Genomic DNA, 20,900 nt, shown 5'->3' with positions numbered 1-20,900 from the left:
ATCCGCGATTTCGCTCTGATCGGACTGAGCCATGCTGAATGATCCGCGTTCCCACGGCCTCTGGGAAAAGACAGCGCCCGAAGCGCCGACGACCTCGCCTCTCGACGGCGCGATTTCGGCCGACGTCGTCATCGTCGGCGGCGGTTACACCGGCCTCTCTTCCGCCCTTCATCTTGCCGAAGCCGGGTCGAAGGTGGTGTTGCTGGAGGCCAAGGAGATCGGCTTCGGCGGTGCCGGGCGCAATGTCGGGCTGATCAATGCCGGCATGTGGGTGATGCCCAACGACCTGCCCAGCGTGCTCGGCCCGGTGCATGGCGAACGTCTGCTCGATCTGCTCGGCAATGCGCCGAAGCTCGTCATGGAGCTGATCGACAAGCATCAGATTGCCTGCGAACTCGAACGGAACGGCACGCTGCATTGCGCGGTCGGCGCGGACGGGCTGAAGGAGATCGAGGATCGCGCGGCGCAATGGTCCGCCCGCGGCGCAGCCGTGACGCTGCTTGATGCGGCGGAAACGGCAAAACGCATCGGCAGCGATGCCTATACCGGTTCGCTGCTCGACAAACGCGCCGGCACGCTGCAGCCGCTTGCCTATGCGCGCGGCCTTGCCCATGCCGCCGTCAAGGCCGGCGTCGCCATTCATACATCCAGTCCGGTCATCGCTACTGAGCAGAATGGCAGCCGCTGGACCGTGAAGACGGCAAGCGGCGAAGTCAGCGCCGAGTGGATCATCGTCGCGACAGATGCCTACAGCACCGGTCCGTGGGAGCAGGTGCGCAGCGAACAGGTGCATCTGCCCTATTTCAATTTTGCCACCGTGCCGCTCGGCCACAATCTGCGTCAGTCGATCCTGCCGGGGCGCGAAGGCGCATGGGATACCAAGGAAATCCTCTCCTCCTTCCGCATGGACCAGGCCGGCCGGCTCGTTTTCGGCAGTGTCGGGGCGCTGCGCAATACCGGGTTGGCCATACACAAGGGCTGGGCCAAACGCGCCTTGAAGCGGCTCTTCCCTATTATCGGCGATGTCGAATTCGAGTGCGAATGGTATGGCCAGATCGGCATGACCGACAATGCGCTGCCGCGCTTCCACAAATTCGCCCCGAATGTCGTCGGCTTTTCGGGTTACAATGGCCGCGGCATTGCGCCCGGCACGGTCTTTGGCCGCACGCTGGCAGAGCATATCCTCGGCCGGATTGGCGAAGCCGATCTGCCGCTGCCGCTGACCGCGCCCAGCGAACCGAGCTTCCGTGCGCTCAAGGAAATATGGTACGAAGCCGGCGCTCAGGTCGCCCATTTCGCCGATGCACGCTTCTAAGCACAATAAGATTGGAAACACGACAATGACCATCGCCGTCCTCGATCTCGCCACCGAAACCGCCAAGCTGCTTGCCGAACTCGGCGTCGATGCCAGCCGCTATCACGGCGGCACGCTTTCCGTCACCTCGCCGGTCACCGGCAAGGAAATCGGCAAACTCAAGGAACATTCCGTTTCCGAAACGAAAGCGGCGATCGAAGCGGCGCACCAGGCTTTCCTCGAATGGCGTGCCGTGCCGGCGCCGAAGCGCGGCGAACTGGTCCGCCTGCTCGGCGAGGAACTGCGCGCCGCAAAGACGGCGCTCGGCCGTCTCGTCTCGATCGAGGTCGGCAAGATCACCTCCGAAGGCCTCGGCGAAGTGCAGGAGATGATCGACATCTGCGATTTCGCCGTCGGCCTTTCCCGTCAGCTCTACGGCCTGACGATCGCCACCGAGCGCTCCGAGCACCGGATGATGGAAAGCTGGCACCCACTCGGCGTGATCGGCATCATCTCCGCCTTCAACTTCCCTGTTGCCGTCTGGTCGTGGAATGCGGCACTTGCGATGGTCTGCGGCAATTCCACGGTCTGGAAGCCTTCGGAAAAGACGCCGTTGACGGCGCTTGCGGTGCAGGCGCTGTTCGAAAAAGCGCTGAAGCGTTTCGTCGCCGAGGGCGGTAGCGCACCGGCCAATCTGTCGACGCTGATCATCGGCGGCCGCGAGGTCGGCGAAGTGCTGGTCGATCATCCGAAGATCCCACTGGTTTCTGCCACAGGCTCGACGGCCATGGGCCGTGCCGTCGGTCCGCGCCTGTCGCAGCGATTTGCCCGCGCCATTCTCGAGCTCGGCGGCAACAATGCGGCGATCGTCTGCCCGACGGCCGATCTCGACCTGACGCTGCGCGGCGTCGCCTTCTCCGCCATGGGCACGGCCGGCCAGCGCTGCACGACGCTGCGCCGTCTCTTCGTCCATGACAGCGTCTACGACCAGCTGGTGCCGCGCCTGCAGAAGGCCTACGGCTCCGTCACCATCGGCAATCCGTTGGAAAGCGGTACGCTTGTGGGACCGCTAATCGACGGCCAGGCTTTCGAGAAGATGCAGGCTGCGCTGAGCGAGGCGAAGTCGGCCGGCGGCACGGTGACCGGCGGTGACCGCGTCGAAAGCGGTTCGGCTGACGCCTTCTACGTTCGTCCGGCGCTTGTCGAAATGCCCGATCAGACCGGGCCGGTCGAGCACGAGACCTTCGCGCCGATCCTCTATGTGATGAAATACAGCGATTTCGACGACGTGCTGGCGCTGCACAATGCCGTGCCGCAGGGACTGTCGTCGTCGATCTTCACCAACGACATGCGCGAGGCCGAGACCTTCGTGTCCGCCCGCGGTTCGGATTGCGGCATCGCCAACGTCAACCTCGGACCATCCGGTGCCGAGATCGGCGGCGCCTTCGGTGGCGAGAAGGAAACCGGCGGCGGCCGCGAATCCGGCTCGGATTCCTGGAAGGCCTATATGCGCCGCTCCACCAACACGATCAATTACGGCAGGACGCTGCCGCTTGCGCAGGGCGTCAAGTTCGACGTCGAATAAGCCGGCTGCAAAAGTCTGCAAAGAGAGGCGGCGCTCGGGAAGCGTCGCCTTTTTTGCCAAATCGAGATTTATTCCCCTGTAATATGAAATATTTAGTCAAGATATTGTGATGGCTTTTCTGGCCAAGCCAAACTTGAAATCCGCAGTCAGGAAAAATATACGCCTCTCATCGCCCTTGGAGAGCTCGGGTGACATCGTCACGGAGGCCATCATGAACATTGCTCTTAACCGTTTTTCCCTCGCGCTTGCCGCTTCGCTTCTCTCCGCCACTGCGCTCGCTGGCAGCGCTAGTGCGCAGGACGAAGGTCTCGTCGTTTACAATGCCCAGCACGAAAGCCTGGGCCGTGAATGGATCGATGCCTTCACCAAGGAGACCGGCATCAAGGTCACCATGCGCCAGGGCAGCGACATGCAATTCGCCAACCAGATCATCCAGGAAGGCGACGCCTCTCCCGCGGATGTCTTCCTGACCGAGAATTCGCCGGCGATGACGCTGGTCGATGGCGCGGGCCTCTTCGCCCCCATCGAAAAGGAAACGCTGGATCAGGTTCCGGATCAGTATCGCCCGGCCGACGGCATGTGGACCGGCATTGCCGCCCGTACCACCGTTTTTGCCTATGACAAGACCAAGCTCACCGAAGACAAGCTGCCGAAGTCGATGCTCGACCTCGCAGATCCGGCTTGGAAGGGCCGCTGGGGAGCAGCACCTGCCGGTGCCGACTTCCAGGCCATCGTCGCCGCCCTGCTGCAGCTCAAGGGCGAGCAGTCGACGGCCGACTGGCTGAAGGCTCTCAAGGAAAATGCCACGCCCTACAAGGGCAACAGCGTCGCCATGAAGGCGGTCAACGCCGGCGAAGTCGAAGGGGCGATCATCTATCACTATTATTGGTTCGGCGATCAGGCCAAAACCGGTGAGAACAGCAAGAATGTCGGCCTGCACTACTTCAAGAACCAGGATCCGGGCGCTTTTGTCAGCGTTTCGGGCGGCGGCATCCTGAAGTCCACGCAGCACATGAAGGAAGCCCAGGCTTTCCTGAAGTTCCTAACCAGCAAGGCCGGCCAGGCAGTCCTCAAGGACGGCGATTCCTATGAATATGCCATCGGCAAGGATGCGCCTTCCAACGACAAGCTCACTCCGCTTGCCGATCTCAATGCTCCGAAGGTCGAAGCTTCGACCCTCGACAGCAAGAAGGTCGTGGAGCTGATGACGGCCGCCGGCTTGATCTAACCTTTCTGCCGCAGGCGTCTTCCGGCCAAAACTATTGCATTTGGCTCAAGAAAACCTTAGGGCATGACGATATCCGGCAACCGCCTTTCCAAGGCGGTTGCCTTCCTTTTTCAGCGTGTAAAGGCATCGGCCTTGCTGCAGGACAACAGATTGCTCGCATCCGGCAACCAGGCGCCGGTCGCGCCGAGGGCCACGCGAATGGCTTTGCCACGCGGACGCATGCCGCACGCTTCCGTGATCCTCCTCGCAACCATCGTCGCGATCTTCAGTCTCGTGCCGCTCGGCTTCATCGGCTGGGTAACCTACGATGTCGGCTGGGAAACAGTGAAGGCCCTGGTCTTCCGGCCACGCGTCGGCGAACTTCTCGTCAATACGGTTCTCCTGGAATCGATCACCATCCCGCTGTCGATCGTGCTTGCGGTGACGCTTGCCTGGCTGACGGAACGGACGGACATTCCATTCGCGCGGCTCTGGGCCTGGCTTGCGATCGCTCCGCTCGCCGTGCCTGCTTTCGTGCACAGCTATGCCTGGGTCAGCCTCGTTCCCGGCATGCGCGGCCTGCAGAGCGGCGTCTTCGTCTCGGTCATCGCATACTATCCCTTCCTCTACCTGCCGGTCGCCGCAGCATTGCGCCGCCTCGATCCGGCCATCGAGGATGCCGCGGCTTCGCTGGGGCTCAATCCGTGGCGAGTCTTCTTCCGCGCCGTGCTGCCGCAGCTCAGACTCGCCATCTGCGGCGGTTCGTTGCTGATCGCGCTGCATCTGCTTTCGGAGTACGGCCTGTTCGTCATGATCCGGTTCGACACGTTCGCGACGGCGATTGTCGACCAGTTTCAATCCTCCTACAACAGCCCGGCTTCCAACATGCTCGGCGGCGTGCTCGTCGCCTGCTGTCTATTTCTGCTCGGCTTCGAGGTACTGGTGCGCGGCAACGAACGTTATGCCCGCGTCGGCTCCGGCTCGCCACGTCCAACGGACCGCCGCCGGCTGGGCTGGTTCGTGGTGCCCGCCGTTTTGCTACCTGTCATCCTGGCGGTACTGACGCTCGGCGTGCCGCTGGTGACGCTTGGCCGCTGGCTCTATCTCGGCGGCACCGATATCTGGCGCATCGAAGTCGGCAACGCTTTCCTGCAGACGATCGTGCTTGCCATTGTCGGCGGCGTGCTGGCGACGATTGCCGCAGCACCGATGGCCTGGCTTTCCGTGCGGGCGCCCGGCCGCCTCCAGCGCGTGCTCGAAGCCTGCCATTATTATGTCGGCTCGCTGCCGGGCGTCGTCGTGGCGCTGGCGCTGGTGACGATCACCGTGCGTCTCGTGCTGCCGCTCTATCAGACCTTCGCAACGCTGCTCGTCGCCTATGTGATGCTTTTCCTGCCGCGGGCCATGGTCGGGCTGCGCGCCAGCATAGCCCAGGCCCCGGTGGAGCTGGAGCGCGCCGCGATGGGCCTCGGCCGCACCCCAGGCCAGGCGGTGCGGCAGATCACCATGCGGCTTGCCGCACCCGGAGCGGCCGCCAGCGTCGCGCTGGCCGCACTCGGCATCACCAATGAACTCACGGCAACATTGATGCTGTCGCCCAACGGCGTCGATACGCTGGCGACGAAATTCTGGTCGCTGACCAGCGAGATAGACTATGTCTCGGCCGCCCCTTACGCCTTCATGATGGTCGTGCTGTCGCTGCCGCTCACCCTGATGCTCTATACCCAATCGAAACGGACCGCCGGCCAATGACGCTGCTCACGATCGAGAACATCAGCAAGCGCTATGGCCCCGTCCAGGCGCTGAAGGATATTTCGCTCGAGGTCTCGGCCGGAAGCCGCACGGCCGTCGTCGGCCCGTCCGGTTCGGGCAAGACGACGCTGCTGCGCATCATTGCCGGCTTCGAGCAACCCGATGTCGGCAGAGTGACGCTGGATGGCGACCTGCTCGCGGACGGTCCGGCGACAGTTCCGGCACACAAGCGCGGTATCGGCATCGTCTCGCAGGACGGCGCGCTGTTTCCGCACTTAAGCGTTGCCGAGAATATCGGCTTCGGCTTCGAACGAGGCGCAGCCGATCGCGAGAAGCGCATCGTCGAGTTGCTCGACATGGTCGAGCTCGACCGCGGCATGCTGGCGCGGCGCCCGCATCAGCTTTCCGGCGGGCAGCAGCAGCGTGTGGCGCTGGCCCGCGCGCTCGGCCGCAAGCCGCGGCTGATGCTGCTCGACGAACCTTTCTCGGCACTCGATACCGGCCTGCGAGAAAACATGCGCAAGGCGGTTGCGCGCGTGCTGCAGGCGGCCGGCATCACCACCATTCTCGTCACCCATGACCAGGAAGAGGCGTTGACCTTTGCCGATCAGGTCGCAGTGCTCAGGGAAGGACGGCTGATCCAGGCCGGATCGCCGCAATCATTGTATCTGCATCCGCGCGATCGCGAGACGGCACTGTTTCTCGGCGATGCCGTGCTGCTTCCCGCCATCATCCGAAACGGCCTTGCCGACTGCGCCCTCGGCCGCGTCGCCGTCGAGGGCAGTCGTCAGGGCAAGGCCGAGATCATGCTGCGGCCCGAGCAGATTCGTGTCGTTGCCGATGACGGCGATCGCAACTATGGCGGACGTGTCGTCGAGGTGGAGTTCGGCGGTGCGGTCTGCACTGTTGCGGTTTCGCTCGACGGCGTCGCCCTGCCGCCAATCCTGATCAAGACCTCGAGCGTCGCGCTTCCGGCGCGAGGCGACCTCGTTCGCCTCGACATCGCCGGCAAGGCGCATGTCTTCGAGAGCTAAACCAAGAGCCCGCACCTCCTATCGGACGCGCGGGCTCTGTTGTTTTCGTTTTCGCGTCATCCTCTCCGGAAATCCGCTTCGATTTCCGGGCTTGTGCGCTAGCCGAACTTGCGCACCACTTCTTCCGGCTCGATGCCTTCGAGCCAGCCACCGGTAAAGCCGGCGCGCTCGAGGCCGAGACGGATGACCGGCGATTGCCGCATCAGCTTCCAGATGAAGTCGGAGCGCTCGTTCTCGATGGTCATGACGACAAGACCCTGGTCGATGCCGACGGTGCGGTCGTCGACCCAGCCTTCCGGCCGCTTGGTCTTGACGGTCGGGTTGAAGCCACCAGGGAAGCCGCCTTCCAAGAGCAGGTTCGGATAGGTGGTCAGAAGCGCCTTGGTGCCGTCGAGAGCCGCCTGCCGGTCGTAGGGCAGGCAGGCAAGTGCTGCCCAAGGTGCGATCGTGCCGTCATCCGGGCCGAGCGGTGCGCCACGTGCAGCATAGCCCAGAACCTTCGGCTGGCGGCCGCCGCGCATACGCCGTGTCGGCGGGGGGCCGTCACAGGCAGAGAAACCCCAGATATTCTTGTTGTAGCCGACGAACTGGCCGGGATTGCGTTCGGCATAGTCACGCTGGACGTCGATCATCACCTGCGTGTTGCGGAAATAGTCCCAGTTTCGCTCCGCCATCGGCTTGTCCTGAATGGTGCGGAAATCGATCCAGGCATGCGAGAAGAGGTGGATGAAGAGCGGCCCGGCATAGAGATAGGACTGCTCGCCATGCAGCATCCAGGAATAGCTTGACGTGAAGGCGTCGTAGCTCGATTGCGGGATCGGGTGCGTCGGCGAAGCGAGCGCCAGCGTATAGAGAATGATCGCCTCGTCGAAGCCGTGATAGCGCCAACGCAGGAAGCCGGATGAGGGCTTCCAACCCATGGAAATGGTGTCACCCTTGTTCAGCGCCCAGCGCCAGTCGACGCGCTCGTAGATGAAGGTGGCGAGTTCACGGATTTCAGTCTCCGTCTCGTCGTCTTCGCGATTGAAATACTGTGCGGCCGTGAGGATGCCGGCGACGAGCAGCGCCGTATCGATGGTCGAAAGCTCGCTGTTCCAGGCGCGATGGCCGGTATCCATGTGCAGGAAGTGGTAGAAGAAGCCGCGGTAGCCGGTGGCGTGGCGTTCCTCGCCCTGGCGCGCCTCGGCGAAGAACCGCAGCGTATTGACCGTGCGTTCGGCTGCCTCCTCGCGGCTGATCCATAAACGCTCGACACCAACAGGATAGGAGGAAAGCGCAAAGCCGACGGCTGCGATGCTGCACGGAACCCCGCCGATCGATGTGTCCGCCACAAGGCCATTTTCGGGATTGGTATATTTCAGGAAGTACTTGAACGCCGAATGCTGCAGCCTGTCGACGAGCGCTGCATCAATGTCTTCAATCCGTTGCAGCATAGGCTCCTACCCAACTGTTGCATCGCCCCATGCTTGAACATGGGGGCCGTCCCCGGGCAAATCAAACCTTTTTGATTCGCAAGGATAAGAGAACACAAAAGGGTGGAATCGGTCGTTAATAATTATCGGTAAAATAATATCTAGCAGAAGTCATATAAGCGGTGCAGCAAAAAAGACGGCCCGCGCGCCACCAGGACGGGTTATTTTCCCGCAATACTTGTTTATCGAGTGGATTTCACGCTCAGGCGGCTTCATCGACCCGCACCAGATGGCCCGCCGTCACTTCCCGGTATCGACGCGGCGGCGCGACGTAGCCAACCGGGCGAACGGGGCTCTTGAGCTCGTCGGTTCCGAGGTTGCGCTTGATGCCGCGACGTGAGGGGTCGGGAACAGGCACGGCTGCCATCAGCTTCTTCGTGTAGGCGTGCTGCGGGTTGCTGAACAATTCCGCGCGCGGGCCGATCTCGACGATTTCGCCGAGATACATCACCGCGACCCGGTGACTGACGCGCTCGACTACAGCCATGTCGTGGGAAATGAACAGGAAAGCGAGGTTGAGGCTTTGCTGCAGGTCCATCAGCAGATTGCAGACCTGTGCCTTGATCGAGACATCGAGGGCCGAAACGCTTTCGTCGGCGACGATCACCTTCGGATCGAGCGCGAGCGCGCGGGCGATGCAGATGCGCTGGCGCTGACCGCCGGAAAATTCGTGCGGGTAACGTTTCATCATGTCGGGTTTCAGTCCGACGCGTTCGAGAAGATCGGCGGCCTTGTCGCGGGCCTGGGCGCCGGTGCCGAGGCCGTGTTCGGTGATGGGTTCGGCGACGGCGGCGCCGACGGTCATGCGCGGGTTGAGGCTGGCGAAGGGATCCTGAAAGATCATCTGGATGCTGCGGCGCATCCGTCGGAGACTGACCGCGTCAAGGCTCAGCACGTCATAGCCGTCGAGGCTGACGCTGCCGCCGTTCGGCTGGACGAGGCGGGTGATCGAGCGGCCGGTGGTCGACTTGCCGCAGCCGGATTCGCCGACGAGCGACAGCGTCTCGCCCTGGAAGAGATCGAAGGAGACGTCCTCGACCGCATGGATCGCGCCCGTCTTGCGACCGAGCAGCCCGCCGCGGATATCGAAACGGGTCACGAGGTTCTTGACTTCGAGGATCGGTGTCCGGCGGCGGTCGACGGTATCGGCCACCTCGACCGGCTCGCGGCGTTCGCCGGTCGTGGTATCGACGACGGGGAAACGCAGCGGCCATTTCCGGTCGGCCATCGAGCCGAGGCGTGGCACGGCCGAGAGCAAAGCGCGGGTATAGGGATGCCTGCCGCGATGGAAGATGTCATCGGTCGTGCCGGTTTCCACCGCTTCGCCGCGATACATGACGATGGTGCGGTCAGCGATTTCGGCAACGACGCCCATGTCGTGGGTGATGAAGAGAACGGACATGCCCTCTTCTTCCTGCAGCATCTTGATCAGGTCGAGGATCTGGCCCTGGATCGTCACATCGAGCGCCGTCGTCGGCTCGTCGGCGATCAACAGTTTCGGCCGGCTGGCGAGCGCCATGGCGATCATCACGCGCTGGCGCATGCCGCCGGAGAATTGGTGCGGATATTCGTCGAAGCGCGAAGCGGCGTTGGGGATACGGACCTTTTCCAGCAGGCGCACGGTCTCGGCCCGCGCCTCGGCCTTGCTGATCTCGCCGTGGCAGGTGAGCGCTTCGGAGATCTGGCGGCCGATGGTGAAGATCGGGTTGAGGGATGTCATCGGCTCCTGGAAGATCATGGCCGCGTCGTTGCCGCGCACCTGGCGCATCTCCTTTTCCGAAAGGGTGAGAACATCCTTGCCGTTCAAGGTGATGGCGCCATCGATGCGGCTCGATCCCTTGGCGAGCAACCGCATGATCGAAAGGGAGGTGACGCTCTTGCCCGAGCCGCTTTCGCCGACGATCGCCACCGTCTCGCCAGGCATGACGTCGAAGGAGACGTCGCGCACCACCGGCTTCCAGTCGCCATCGACGAGGAAGGAGGTTGTCAGGTTCCGGACGGAGAGAACCGGAGAGGCGGGGGCCGAAGAAACATCACGCATGTCGTTCCCTTAGTTTTATCTGATTCACGTCTTCAAAGGTGTGGCGAAGGAGGCGGAAGGCCTGCCTGCCGTGATGCGGGCCGCTTCCAGCGTCGCGATCTTTTCATCGATCTCGCGCCTGTCGGTCATGCCGTTCGGATTTTGCCGCGTGGCCATCGTCTCGGCGACATGCAGGTAACGTTCACCCGCCACCGCATGGAGGCGGACAAGTTCGGCAAGCGGATCGGGATGATCGTCGGCGCGGATGCTCAGCCAGGGATAATCCTGATCGCGATGGATGACGAGGGCGGCGGACTGCCTGCCGCGCTTGTCGCCGCCGGCATCCTCGCCTGCCTGCATGGCCAGCAGCAGGCGTTCGGCCAGCGGCTTGTCCATCGCCTTGTTGTAGGTGGCAAGCGTCTCGGCGACGACGTCGGGACCCGCGAGCATGTTGCCGGCGACCGAGACGTTTTCGTCGATCAGATGCCCGGCCCAGTCGATGCACGCGGTGCCGGTGAAGGCGGCGTTGCGCCCCTTCGCATCGATGAGGTGCAGCTGCCGTTGATCGCGGCCGGCGTCACGCGCGGTCAGGTCGGCGATGATTTCCTCCGGCGCCTTGCCGGCGGCCAGCAGCGACAGGCCGTCGACGCCGTAAAGCGGGCTGACGAAGGCTTGCGTGGCGACGGCGCCGATGCCGCCGCGAATATACGGCACGAGGGCGCCGACGGCGAAGAAGCGGGTCGCGACGGCGATGCCGAGATGACCGGTCGAGGGATCACGGGCGACGATGGACCAGGTCATGGTTATCGTCCGATCGCATAGGCCTGCATCAGGCGCGGGGTGGCTGCGGCGCGCAACAGTCCGTCGCTATCGCGTCTCGCGGCGGTCAGCCGGCCGATCGTCCAGGGATCGGCGACCGTCAGCTTGTGGCCCTTGCGGCGCAGGGCATCAAGGACCTCGGGGCCGAAATTCGCCTCCGCCATCAGGCTGCCGGGTTCGCGGGTGCGGGGATAGAAGGAGCCTGGAAAATGCGAGGTGTGGAACAGCGGCTGGTCGATCGCCGCCTGCAGGTTCAGCTGGTGATGCGCATAACGCAGGAAGAAGGAGAGCTGCCACTGCTCCTGCTGGTCGCCGCCCGGTGTGCCGAAGGCCAGCGTCGGGCGGCCCTCGTAGAGGCCGAGCGACGGCGTCAGCGTCGTGCGCGGCCGTTTGCCGGGGGCAAGCGACGTCGGCAGGCCTGGTTTCAGCCAGAACATCTGGGCGCGGGAATTGAGGCAAAAGCCAAGACCGGGCACGGTCGGCGAGGATTGCAGCCAGCCGCCTGATGGCGTGACGGAGACCATGTTGCCGTCGCGGTCGATCACGTCGATATGCACGGTGTCGCCGCGCTTTTCGGAAAGATGCGCCATGGTCGGCTCGTAGACGGCGCCGGTTTTCGAATCCGCGCCGAGCATCGTCATCGTCAGATCATGCTGCGCCTCGAAGCCAGGCACGATGCCGGGGCGAAGATCGAAGGAGGCGTCTGCGCCGACCAGCTTGCGGCGCGCGGCTGCATAGGTCTCCGACAGCAGGTGCGCGACAGGGATCTCCGAGAAATCAGGATCGCCGTAATAGACTTCGCGGTCGGCGAAGGCGAGCTTCATCGCCTCGACGACGGTATGGACGAAATCGGCGCCAACGGGGTTCATCGCGGCGAGATCGAAGCCCTTGAGGATCGACAGGGTCTGCAGGAAGACCGGACCCTGGCCCCAGGGGCCGATCTTGGCGATGGTCCAGCCATGATAATCATAGGTCAGCGGCTCCTCGATGGTTGCCGACCAGTTCGCCATGTCGTTGGCAGTCAAAACGCCCTTGTGGCGGTTGCCGCTCGCATCCATCACCTCTGCAGTTTTGAGATAGTCATCGATCGTCTCGGCGACGAAGCCGCGATAGAAGGCGTCGCGGGCCGCCTCGACCTGCGCTTCCCGGCCGCTTTTCGCCTCGGCCTCGGCGATGACGCGCTTCCAGGTTTCGGCAAGCACCGGATTTCTGAAATTCGCATGCGCTTCGGGCGTGCTGCCATTGGGCAGCCATGTCTTGTAGGAGGTCGGCCATTCCTTCTCGAAGAAGGCGGCGAGCCCCTTGATGGTGGCAGAGACGCGCGGCAGCATCGGATGGCCGTGTTCGGCGTAGTAGATTGCTGGCTCGAGCACCTCGCGCACGCTCATCGAGCCGTAGTCGCGCAGCATCAGCATCCAGCCGTCGAAGGAGCCGGGGATGACGGTCGCAAGCAGCCCGTCGCCGGGGATCAGGCTCAGGCCTTCCGCCGTGTAGTGTTCGATCGTTGCGCCGGCGGGGGCAGGCCCCTGCGCGCAGATGACCTCGACCTTGTCCTTCTTCTTCGAATAGATCACCGCCGGCAGGTCGCCGCCCGGGCCGCAAAGATGCGGCTCGACGATCTGCAGCACGAAGCCCGTCGCCACCGCCGCGTCGAAGGCGTTGCCGCCCTTTTCGAGAATGCTCATGCCGACCGCCGAGGCGATCCAGTGCGTCGAGGTAACGACGCCGAAGGTGCCGAGGATTTCTGGACGGGTCGTGAAAGCGGTCATGTCAAATGTCCTTTCGAGAAATCATGCTTCGCGCGGATCGAGCGCATCGCGCAGGCCATCGCCCAAAAGATTGAAACCGATGACGACGAGGAAGATCGCGGCACCCGGCCACATCGCCATCCATGGCGCCTGGGAGAGGAAATTCTTGGCGACGTTCAGCATCGAGCCCCAGCTCGGCGCCGGCGGTTGCTGTCCGAGGCCGAGAAAGGAGAGGCTCGCCTCGGCGATGATCGCGGTTGCGATCGTCAACGTCGCCTGCACGAGGATCGGCGCAAAGACATTCGGCAGGATATAGCGGGTGATGATGCTCGAGGACCGGAGGCCGATCGAGCGGGCGCCCTCGACATATTCCTCGGTCTTGACCGAAAGCACCTGGCCGCGCGTCAGCCGCACGAAGACGGGCATGGCCGAAAGGCCGATCGCAATCATCGCATTGGTCAGGCTGGGACCGAGAAAGGCTGCGAGTGCGATCGCGGTGATGAGGAAAGGCATGGCCAGAAAGGCTTCGGTGATGCGAGAGATGACCATGTCGATCCAGCCGCCGAAATAACCGGAGATAAGGCCGAAGGGCACGCCGATGACAACAGCGATCGCCACCGAGAAGACGCCTGCCATCAGCGAAGCCTGCGCGCCCCAGATCATCCGGGAAAGAATGTCGCGGCCGATGTCGTCGGTGCCGAGCCAATGGGTGGCGGAGGGGGCCTTGCGGATCGCCGACCAGCTTGTGGCGTTCGGATCGGGAATCGGAAGAAGGGGGGCGGCAACCGCGAGGATCGCGAAGAAGGCGATGATCGCAAGGCCGACGAGGGCGCCCTTGTTGGCCTTCAGCTTGCGCCAGGCGCGGCTCGGCGTGCGGTCGACCGCGGAGGGAATGCCGGTCTCTCCGATCGCGGTCATAGGGCGGCCCTCATGCGCGGATTGAGCAGGACGTAGAGGATGTCGGCCAAGAGGTTCATCAGAATGAAGCCGATCGCGGTGCAGATCACCACGCCCTGGACGACGGCGTAGTCGCGGTTGAAGACGGCGTCGACGATGAGCTTTCCAAAACCCGGAATGGTGAAGATCTGTTCTGTCAGCACGGCGCCGGCGAGCAGTTCGCCGAAGAGCAGCGCGGTCAGCGTCACGATCGGCAGCACCGCATTGCGGAAGCTGTGTTCGAGCACGACGGTGCTTTCCGGCAGTCCCTTGGCGCGGGCGGTGCGGATGTAGTCGGCGCTCAGCACACTGAGCATTGCCGAGCGGGTATGCCGCATCAGGGTCGCCGCCAGCGCGTTGCCGAGCACGAAGGAGGGCATCAGCATGGTTTCCAGCGACCGCAGTGGGTTGCTGAAGAAGGGTTCGTAGCCTGATGCCGGCAGCCAGCCGAGATTGACCGAAACCAGGAGGATCAACATGATGCCGAGCCAGAAATTCGGGATCGACAGACCGGTCAGCGCGATGATGTTGGCGAGATAGTCGATCATCGTGTTCTTCTTGACGGCCGCCAGGATGCCCATCGGCACGCCGATCGCAAAGGCGAAGATCATCGACATGATGGCGAGCTGGATGGTGACCGGCAGCTTTTCGCCGACGAGCTGCAGAACCGGCTGGTTGGTGCGCAGCGAAATGCCGAGATCACCCTGAAGGGCGGCACCCAGCCAGCGGACATACTGATAGGGCACGGGATCGTTCAGTCGGTATTTCTCGCGCAGGAATTCGAGAACCTGCGGATCGCGTTCCTCACCGGCCATGGCGAGGATCGGATCGCCGGGCAGCAGCTTCTGCAGCGAGAAGACGAAGACCGAAATGATCAAAAGCGTCGGTATGGCGACCAATAGCCGTTTGGCGATGTAGGTATACATGGGCGATCCTGACACGACCAAAGCATGTCGCGCAAAAGTGTGCAGCGGTTTTGCGATAACGACATGCGTAAAACAAAAAGCTAAAGCGCGTGAAGCGAATCTGAAGATTGCGACGCGCTTTAGAATCATGCGGCGGAGGTTTCCGCCACATGATTTTGCTTATGATCAGCCGGCTTTCTTGACGCCGACGAGGCGGATCATGCCATCCGGCGACGGGATGAAGCCGGTGATGTTCTTGTGCAGCGCCCAGATCCAGGACTGATGGCCGAGATAGATGATCGGCAGATCATCGTTCAGGATGACGGCGGCGGCATCATATTTCTGCTTGCGCACGGCATCGTCGGTCGAGGCGCGGGCTTCGTTCAGCAGCTTGTCCACCTCGGGATTGCAGTATTTCGTGTCGTTGATGCCGCCCTTGCAGGTGATGAACTGATGGATGTTGCCATCGGGATCGACGCGGCCGGACCAGTCGGAACGGCTCAGCTGATAGTTGCCGGCGGTCTGCTCGCTCAGCAGTGTTGCGAATTCCGTCGATTTGAGGCTGACGTCAAAGCCAGCTTCACCGACCATCGACTGGATGATCTGCATCATCTGCATGGCGACGGGATTGTTCGGGATCTGCAGCTCGATCGGCACGCGGTCGAAGCCGGCTTCCTTGATCAGGGCCTTGGCCTTGTCGAGATCGCGGGCGGGGACGGGAATATCCTTGTCGAACCATGGACTGCTCGGCGGGAAGGGCTGGTTGCCGGAGACGGCTGTGCCTTCATAGACGATCTGGTTGACGGCATCGCGGTCGATCGCCAGCGAGAAGGCCTGGCGCAGGCGTTTGTCCTTGCCGAAAGGATTGTCGGCGCGGGCGCCGTTGCCGATATTGGTATAGAGCGCCATGTAGCCGGTGCCGACGGCGTCGGCATAGACGAGGCTCGAATCCGCCTTCACCGCTTCAGCGTCGGTCGCCGCCAGGCGCTCGATCATGTCGAGATCGCCGGACCGCAGATTGGCGAGGCGCACCGTCGTATCCGGGATCGGCAGATAGGTCAGCTTGTCGATGAAGATCTTGTCCTTGTTCCAGTAGTCCTGGAACTTTTCGAGCACGATGCGGTCCTGCTGGACGCGCTCGACGAACTTGAACGGACCGGCGCAGACCGGGTGATCGCCGAACTTGGCGCCGAGTTCTTTGGCGGCCTTCGGCGAGACGATCATGCCTGCGCGGTCGGAAAGCTGGGCAAGGAGGGTGACGTCAGGCGCCTTGAGGGTGAACTTGACCTCGTATTCGCTTGTCGCCTCGACCTTTGCGACCGAGCTGAGCTCGCTCTTGCGGCGTGATTCCGGCAGGGTGATGTTGCGCTCGATCGTGGCGACGACGGCTTCGGCGTTGAAGGGGGTCTCGTCATGGAACTTGACGCCTTGGCGCAGCTTCATGGTCAGCTCTTTGCCGTCCGCCGACCAGCTCCATTCGGTGGCGAGCTGCGGCACGATCTTCAGATCCGGTGAGACGTCGACGAGCTTGTCGCACATCGCGGTGTAGACGATGCGGCCGACGAAGGTACGCGACTGCGCGGGATCGAGCACGTCGGCATCGTCCTGCAGGCCGATCTTCAGGTCGACGGCGAAGGCAGGAAGCGCAAACAGCGCGCCGGCAACGGTGGCGGTCAGCAATTTGGCGATCTTCATTCCATTCTCCTCTGTTCTGTTTTGTTTGGTTTTTGCTTCCATTCCGGCGGTTATGGCCAGTCCGTGTTTTTTCTCCTGCTCACCCCGGTCAGGCGAGGGTCTTGTCGACCTCCGTTTCGCTATGATCGAGCGAGGTGATGCGGATGAGGCTTTCCTGCAGTGTCAGCAGATGCTGGCGCATGGCTTCGCCCGCCCTGGCAGGATCACGAGCGGCGATCGCATCGACGATTGCCGTGTGCTGGCCGAAGGTGACGGGCCGCGTCCGGCTGGCGCTGCGGGCGCGCTCACGGATAGTCTGCCAGGCCTCGTCCTGCCGCACTCGGTTGATGACGTCGAAGATGGTGAGGAAGAAACCGTTGCCGGCGCATTGGGCGATCTGGCGGTGCAGCGCCCCGTCCCAGAGTTCGCGTCCGTCGGCATCGGTGCTTTCGTAGATCTTCTTCACCAGATCGTACATGCGCTCGATATCGGCGGCCTTGGCGCGCATGGCGGCAAGCTGGGCGAGCTGCGGCTCGATGCGCAGGCGCACTTCCATGACTTCCATGAGATCGGTGCCGGCAACGATCGAGCCGACATGATCGCTCCAGCCGTCGGGGCGCGGGCCGGCATAGGTGCCGGAGCCTTGACGGCGCCAGATGCGGCCCTCGGCCTCCAGTACTTCGAGGGCGCGACGGACGGCACGGCGGCCGACGCCAAGCATTTCCGAAAGGGTGCGCTCGGTCGGCAGCTTGCCGTCGGCGTCGAGACTGTCGGACCGCAGGAGAGCCCTCAGCCTCTCCAGCGCATAATTCGAATTGCCCTGCGTCTCATCCATCGGCATTCGCTGAAATGGTCCGTACCAATTTTCTATTGGTTCAGTGCAAACCAAATCGCGCCGAGCGTCAAGCGCTTTTTTGTGCAAATCCAAATCTGCTCGTTTTTTGCTCAATTCCCGCGATTGCCGCGATACGGGAAAACAGTCGACCGCGGCGGCAGGGCGGCGCGATCGACAATGTTATTCAGAAAAATGCAATTGGTTCAGGTGAAGCTCAGGCCGGCGTCGAGCGTGCGGAGAGAAAGATCTGCGGCTCGAAGGCAAAATCCTTGTCGAAGGGATAGGTCGGATGCTGCTTGCGCAGCCGCGGCAGGCGCTCGACGAACTGGTCGACAACACCTGTCGACAGCGCCATCAGGTTCGGATTGGCAATCGGGGCCAGTTCCGGCGAGAGATAGCCCGATTTGACGACGATGATCTTCGCCCGGTGCGGGTCGAGGCCGAGCCGGGTGAAATCGACGATATTGTGATAGGGCCGGCGTTTGGCGGAGAGCACCAGATCAATTCCACTGACCGAAACCACCGCCTGGCGGTCGGCAGGATCTGATGTCTCATGCAGAAACTTGACCGTGAAGCGGGCGATGACCGGCTTGCTGCCCTTGGTATCGAGCGAGGCGCCGACGCTGAGCTCCAGTTCCGAGCCGATGCCTGCGGCATAACAGGCCTCGGTCGCCGCCTTGTCGGCGATGCCAGCAAAGACGACGCCGGTGGCATCCCTGGCGATCAGTTCGGCCAGTACATCGGCCCGGTCCCCGACGCCGCCGCCTGTGGGGTTGTCGCCGGATTCGGCAAGTACCACTGGCGCGGTCGGGCTGGCGATCGCCCTTTCGACGCATTCTTCGACCGAGCCGGTCTCGCAGCCGAAGACAAAGTCTTGGCGCGCATCCCAATAGGCCTTGGCGAGGCGTTTAGCCTCGCGCTCCAGCACGGCGCGGTCGGTGCCGGTCATGATGGCGGCGGCGGTGGCGCGCGGTTCGTCGGCCCAGACATAGCCGACCATCAGCGATGCGTCCCAGACGCCATCAATCGCATCGATCCCGGGCAGCATGTCATAGAGGCTCTTTGCCGGCTCATCGACGGTGCTGGTGCGCTCGCCGGGCAGCACGACCGGGATCGGCGCCCAGAGAAGGGTCGGCCTCACGCCGGTTTTCAGGCTCTTGACCAGCATGAAGACGGAGCGGCGCATCGTCTCCTCGACATCGATATGCGGCGCGGTGCGATAGGTGGAATAGATGTCGAGCGTATCGATGATGCGCTGCGTGACGTTGCCGTGCAGGTCGTAGCTTGCCGAAACGGTGCAATCTTCGCCGACCAGCGCGCGGGCCGCACTGATCCAGTCGCCTTCGGCATCTTCCATGCCCTCGACATACATGGCGCCGTGCATGGCGAGATAGAGACCGTCAAGCGGCAGCATCGGCTTCAGCCGCTCGAGGAATTCGCCCTTGAAGGCCTCGTAGGTGGCACGCGAAACCGGACCGCCGGCAATGGCGCGTGCATGGATCGTCGGCAAGAAGTCGGCGTCATAATCCTTGAGGAAGGCGAAATACGGTGCTTCCAGCAGCGCCTCGCCACGCACCACGCGAAAATCCTTCTCTTCGTTCAGGACGGGATTGTATGTGCTGCATTCGGTATGAATGCCACCGACGGCGATGCGCATGGGAAACCTCAGTTGATGTTGGGAGCGATCAGGAAGGTGTTGACGGCGATGCTGGCACCCTGGCCCGAGCGCCGGCATCGACGCGCTGGGTGCGGATCGGTGTCGCTCGAAGGCGTTTGTGCTGCGATAAACTGAACATTCAGGGTCCGATCCGAAGACGCGTCCTTTTTGCCTCGACAATAAGTTTACAAACGAACCAATCAACCAAAATAATTACAAACTTGATCTTCTAAGCCGGCGTCGAGGTTGAAGGTGCCTTAATCGATGAGCCTCCGACCGACTCGGTTTTTTCCGTCGGATGCTGCGGGCCGATTGCTGCCGACAAACGCGTCAGCGTCGCCATGAAGAAAAAATCCCACTTCGGGATCCCGAAATTCCCCCGCTTCGGGATTCCGAAATTCGTCGCGTTTTGGGCGGCGTCGTCGCGGGGAAACATCCAATGATTTCAACGCCGCAACCAATTTCGGGATTCCGAAGTGCTATATAGATTATGGTGGGGGTCTGGCTGGCCGATGAATTCAGCGAAGCGCTCGACAGGTTCAGCGAACAGGAAGTCGATGCGCCTGCCCACTCGGAGGCTATCCGTCGTATTCTTCGAGAATGGCTATCAGCTCACGGATTCCTGCCAAAATGACCTCGGAAACGTAGCGCAAGGCGTCAAATCAGCTCCTGCCATGAGTTTCGGAACGAATATGGTCCCTTGCCGTACGGCGCAAGGGCATCAATCGTGGCGCCATGCAAACATGTAATCGGTTGAGAACGAGGTCCAATGGCGAAGGCAACCTATCCTGGAGAATAGGTTTTCCCCCTCGAAAGCTTTTGATATTTACCCTGCATCAGACACCGCGAATAACCAAAAGAACGGCGAAATCGCTCGCGACATTGGGGCATGTCATGGGTAGTAGGACTGACAACGTCGGCCAGCATAGGCGGATGCTTAGTGATCCCGCGATTGTTGCCGGGACCGCACATAAGCATCGCTCGTCAACGAGCGGGCGACCATGAGCGTGCCTTGCTCCAGCGATCCTCTCGAGAGCTCGCCGGCTGAGACAATCGAGGCTCGCCGGGACGAAATGCCGGCTGCTGACCACAATCCTGCAAACGAGATGTCGCGCGTTCTGAGGACAGCGCCAATTCATCTTGCGGCCGACCCCTCCGGCGGTGCAATCGCCCACTGGAATCACGACCCCTTGCATGATGTCGTCGAGCCCATGACCGACCACGTCATCATGGCTTACAACGGCGTGATACAGCGCATGGAACGGCGGTCCGGACGATCGGTCGAGAGCGGAACGTTTCGTCGCGGGGTTGTGATCATCATCCCGGCTGGATCAAGCTCCCGATGGGATATTCCAAAACCGGTTGATGTCGTTCAGCTCTATCTTCCCCGCTCGACACTGACGCGCATCGCCGACGAAACCGATACTTTCACGCCGACCGATCTCGTGGAGCGAACGGCGCATCCGGACCTCATTACATCCCGATTGCTCCTGAGCGCAGCCGATGTCCTGGAAGGCAATACGGCACTGGATACACTATTCAGGCAGCAGTTGACCGACCTTCTGGCCACGCGCCTGCTGGCTGCGCACACAGGCAAGGCACCGAGCTATCAGCCGGCGCTCGGCGGCCTCGCGCCGAGCGTGCTGCGCCGGGCCATCGAACGATTGCGGTCGGACGCCGACGCGGACGTCTCCCTCGCGGCCCTCGCTGCCGATTCCGGGCTGTCGCGTTTTCATTTCTGCCGTGCTTTCAAGGAAAGCACGGGGCTTTCACCTCACAACTGGCTGCGTCAATATCGGCTCGAGCAAGCCATAAACATGCTGCGCGATCCTCAAAATTCGATCGCGTTGGTTGCAGCCTCCCTCGGCTATGCCTCGCAAACAGCATTTGCAGCGGCATTCCGAAAATTGACCGGTGAAACACCGACTGATTGGCGCCGCCGCCACGGCTGACCGCAATCTC

The 20,900-nt window shown here is 62.4% G+C and carries 15 protein-coding genes; 6 read left to right on the top strand and 9 right to left on the bottom strand.

Annotated elements, in window-relative coordinates:
• Positions 1 to 31 precede the first annotated feature (31 nt).
• The 5 genes from AB8B31_RS20910 (at position 32) to AB8B31_RS20890 (ending at position 6,872) form a co-directional block, all read left to right on the top strand.
• Positions 32 to 1,315, top strand: coding sequence for an NAD(P)/FAD-dependent oxidoreductase (locus AB8B31_RS20910; protein WP_018448299.1), 1,284 nt, complete (start codon positions 32 to 34; stop codon positions 1,313 to 1,315).
• Positions 1,316 to 1,340: 25 nt separating this feature from the next.
• Positions 1,341 to 2,879 (top strand): L-piperidine-6-carboxylate dehydrogenase, encoded by a 1,539-nt coding sequence (amaB, locus tag AB8B31_RS20905; protein ID WP_018448298.1) that lies wholly within the window; start codon positions 1,341 to 1,343, stop codon positions 2,877 to 2,879.
• Positions 2,880 to 3,090: 211 nt separating this feature from the next.
• Positions 3,091 to 4,107 (top strand): iron ABC transporter substrate-binding protein, encoded by a 1,017-nt coding sequence (locus AB8B31_RS20900; RefSeq protein WP_018448296.1) that lies wholly within the window; start codon positions 3,091 to 3,093, stop codon positions 4,105 to 4,107.
• 63 nt (positions 4,108 to 4,170) lie between these two features.
• Positions 4,171 to 5,838, top strand: coding sequence for an ABC transporter permease (locus AB8B31_RS20895; protein ID WP_018448295.1), 1,668 nt, complete (start codon positions 4,171 to 4,173; stop codon positions 5,836 to 5,838).
• Positions 5,835 to 6,872 carry an ABC transporter ATP-binding protein gene (locus AB8B31_RS20890; RefSeq protein WP_018244019.1) on the top strand — a complete coding sequence of 346 codons (1,038 nt, stop codon included), beginning with the start codon at positions 5,835 to 5,837 and terminating at the stop codon, positions 6,870 to 6,872. Before AB8B31_RS20895 ends, AB8B31_RS20890 begins: the two co-directional genes overlap by 4 nt.
• Positions 6,873 to 6,970: 98 nt before the next feature.
• Here AB8B31_RS20890 and AB8B31_RS20885 read toward each other — a convergent pair whose 3' ends face one another.
• The 9 genes from AB8B31_RS20885 to AB8B31_RS20845 all read right to left on the bottom strand — a co-directional run bounded on the left by AB8B31_RS20885 (position 6,971) and on the right by AB8B31_RS20845 (position 18,938).
• Complete coding sequence (locus AB8B31_RS20885) at positions 6,971 to 8,305, bottom strand: glucoamylase family protein (RefSeq protein WP_018448294.1); 1,335 nt, start codon at positions 8,303 to 8,305, stop codon at positions 6,971 to 6,973.
• Between the two features lie 241 nt (positions 8,306 to 8,546).
• Positions 8,547 to 10,385, bottom strand: a complete 1,839-nt coding sequence (locus AB8B31_RS20880; RefSeq protein WP_018448293.1) for an ABC transporter ATP-binding protein — start codon at positions 10,383 to 10,385, stop codon at positions 8,547 to 8,549.
• A 24-nt stretch (positions 10,386 to 10,409) separates the two neighbouring features.
• Positions 10,410 to 11,165, bottom strand: a complete 756-nt coding sequence (locus tag AB8B31_RS20875; protein WP_018244016.1) for a DUF1028 domain-containing protein — start codon at positions 11,163 to 11,165, stop codon at positions 10,410 to 10,412.
• A gap of 2 nt (positions 11,166 to 11,167) precedes the next feature.
• Positions 11,168 to 12,952, bottom strand: coding sequence for a gamma-glutamyltransferase family protein (locus AB8B31_RS20870; protein WP_018448291.1), 1,785 nt, complete (start codon positions 12,950 to 12,952; stop codon positions 11,168 to 11,170).
• Positions 12,953 to 12,973: 21 nt separating this feature from the next.
• Positions 12,974 to 13,849 (bottom strand): ABC transporter permease, encoded by an 876-nt coding sequence (locus AB8B31_RS20865; RefSeq protein ID WP_018448290.1) that lies wholly within the window; start codon positions 13,847 to 13,849, stop codon positions 12,974 to 12,976.
• The gene (locus AB8B31_RS20860) at positions 13,846 to 14,793 is read right to left on the bottom strand and encodes an ABC transporter permease (RefSeq protein ID WP_018448289.1); all 948 of its coding nucleotides are present in this window, start codon (positions 14,791 to 14,793) and stop codon (positions 13,846 to 13,848) included. The genes AB8B31_RS20865 and AB8B31_RS20860 overlap by 4 nt, the downstream gene beginning before the upstream one ends.
• 165 nt (positions 14,794 to 14,958) lie before the next feature.
• The gene (locus AB8B31_RS20855; protein WP_018448288.1) at positions 14,959 to 16,467 is read right to left on the bottom strand and encodes an ABC transporter substrate-binding protein; all 1,509 of its coding nucleotides are present in this window, start codon (positions 16,465 to 16,467) and stop codon (positions 14,959 to 14,961) included.
• 88 nt (positions 16,468 to 16,555) lie between these two features.
• Complete coding sequence (locus AB8B31_RS20850) at positions 16,556 to 17,287, bottom strand: FadR/GntR family transcriptional regulator (protein ID WP_012759394.1); 732 nt, start codon at positions 17,285 to 17,287, stop codon at positions 16,556 to 16,558.
• Between the two features lie 208 nt (positions 17,288 to 17,495).
• Positions 17,496 to 18,938: a M81 family metallopeptidase gene (locus AB8B31_RS20845; protein WP_018448287.1), complete on the bottom strand. Its 1,443-nt coding sequence runs from the start codon at positions 18,936 to 18,938 to the stop codon at positions 17,496 to 17,498.
• Between the two features lie 1,001 nt (positions 18,939 to 19,939).
• Here AB8B31_RS20845 and AB8B31_RS20840 point away from each other — a divergent pair.
• Positions 19,940 to 20,890: a helix-turn-helix domain-containing protein gene (locus AB8B31_RS20840; protein ID WP_018448285.1), complete on the top strand. Its 951-nt coding sequence runs from the start codon at positions 19,940 to 19,942 to the stop codon at positions 20,888 to 20,890.
• Positions 20,891 to 20,900 lie beyond the last annotated feature (10 nt).

The sequence above is a fragment of the Rhizobium sp. 62_C5_N11_2 genome (assembly GCF_051811185.1).
Classification (GTDB): domain Bacteria; phylum Pseudomonadota; class Alphaproteobacteria; order Rhizobiales; family Rhizobiaceae; genus Rhizobium; species Rhizobium leguminosarum.
The sequence above is the reverse complement of the archived record's forward strand: the minus strand, read 5'-3'. Positions and strand labels throughout refer to the sequence as shown.

Coding starts and splice junctions, on each gene's coding strand:
- AB8B31_RS20910 (WP_018448299.1), top strand. CDS start 32: ATGCTGAATGATCCGCGTTCCCACGGCCTCTGGGAAAAGACAGCGCCC.
- amaB (WP_018448298.1), top strand. CDS start 1,341: ATGACCATCGCCGTCCTCGATCTCGCCACCGAAACCGCCAAGCTGCTT.
- AB8B31_RS20900 (WP_018448296.1), top strand. CDS start 3,091: ATGAACATTGCTCTTAACCGTTTTTCCCTCGCGCTTGCCGCTTCGCTT.
- AB8B31_RS20895 (WP_018448295.1), top strand. CDS start 4,171: ATGACGATATCCGGCAACCGCCTTTCCAAGGCGGTTGCCTTCCTTTTT.
- AB8B31_RS20890 (WP_018244019.1), top strand. CDS start 5,835: ATGACGCTGCTCACGATCGAGAACATCAGCAAGCGCTATGGCCCCGTC.
- AB8B31_RS20885 (WP_018448294.1), bottom strand. CDS start 8,305: ATGCTGCAACGGATTGAAGACATTGATGCAGCGCTCGTCGACAGGCTG.
- AB8B31_RS20880 (WP_018448293.1), bottom strand. CDS start 10,385: ATGCGTGATGTTTCTTCGGCCCCCGCCTCTCCGGTTCTCTCCGTCCGG.
- AB8B31_RS20875 (WP_018244016.1), bottom strand. CDS start 11,165: ATGACCTGGTCCATCGTCGCCCGTGATCCCTCGACCGGTCATCTCGGC.
- AB8B31_RS20870 (WP_018448291.1), bottom strand. CDS start 12,952: ATGACCGCTTTCACGACCCGTCCAGAAATCCTCGGCACCTTCGGCGTC.
- AB8B31_RS20865 (WP_018448290.1), bottom strand. CDS start 13,849: ATGACCGCGATCGGAGAGACCGGCATTCCCTCCGCGGTCGACCGCACG.
- AB8B31_RS20860 (WP_018448289.1), bottom strand. CDS start 14,793: ATGTATACCTACATCGCCAAACGGCTATTGGTCGCCATACCGACGCTT.
- AB8B31_RS20855 (WP_018448288.1), bottom strand. CDS start 16,467: ATGAAGATCGCCAAATTGCTGACCGCCACCGTTGCCGGCGCGCTGTTT.
- AB8B31_RS20850 (WP_012759394.1), bottom strand. CDS start 17,287: ATGCCGATGGATGAGACGCAGGGCAATTCGAATTATGCGCTGGAGAGG.
- AB8B31_RS20845 (WP_018448287.1), bottom strand. CDS start 18,938: ATGCGCATCGCCGTCGGTGGCATTCATACCGAATGCAGCACATACAAT.
- AB8B31_RS20840 (WP_018448285.1), top strand. CDS start 19,940: ATGAGCGTGCCTTGCTCCAGCGATCCTCTCGAGAGCTCGCCGGCTGAG.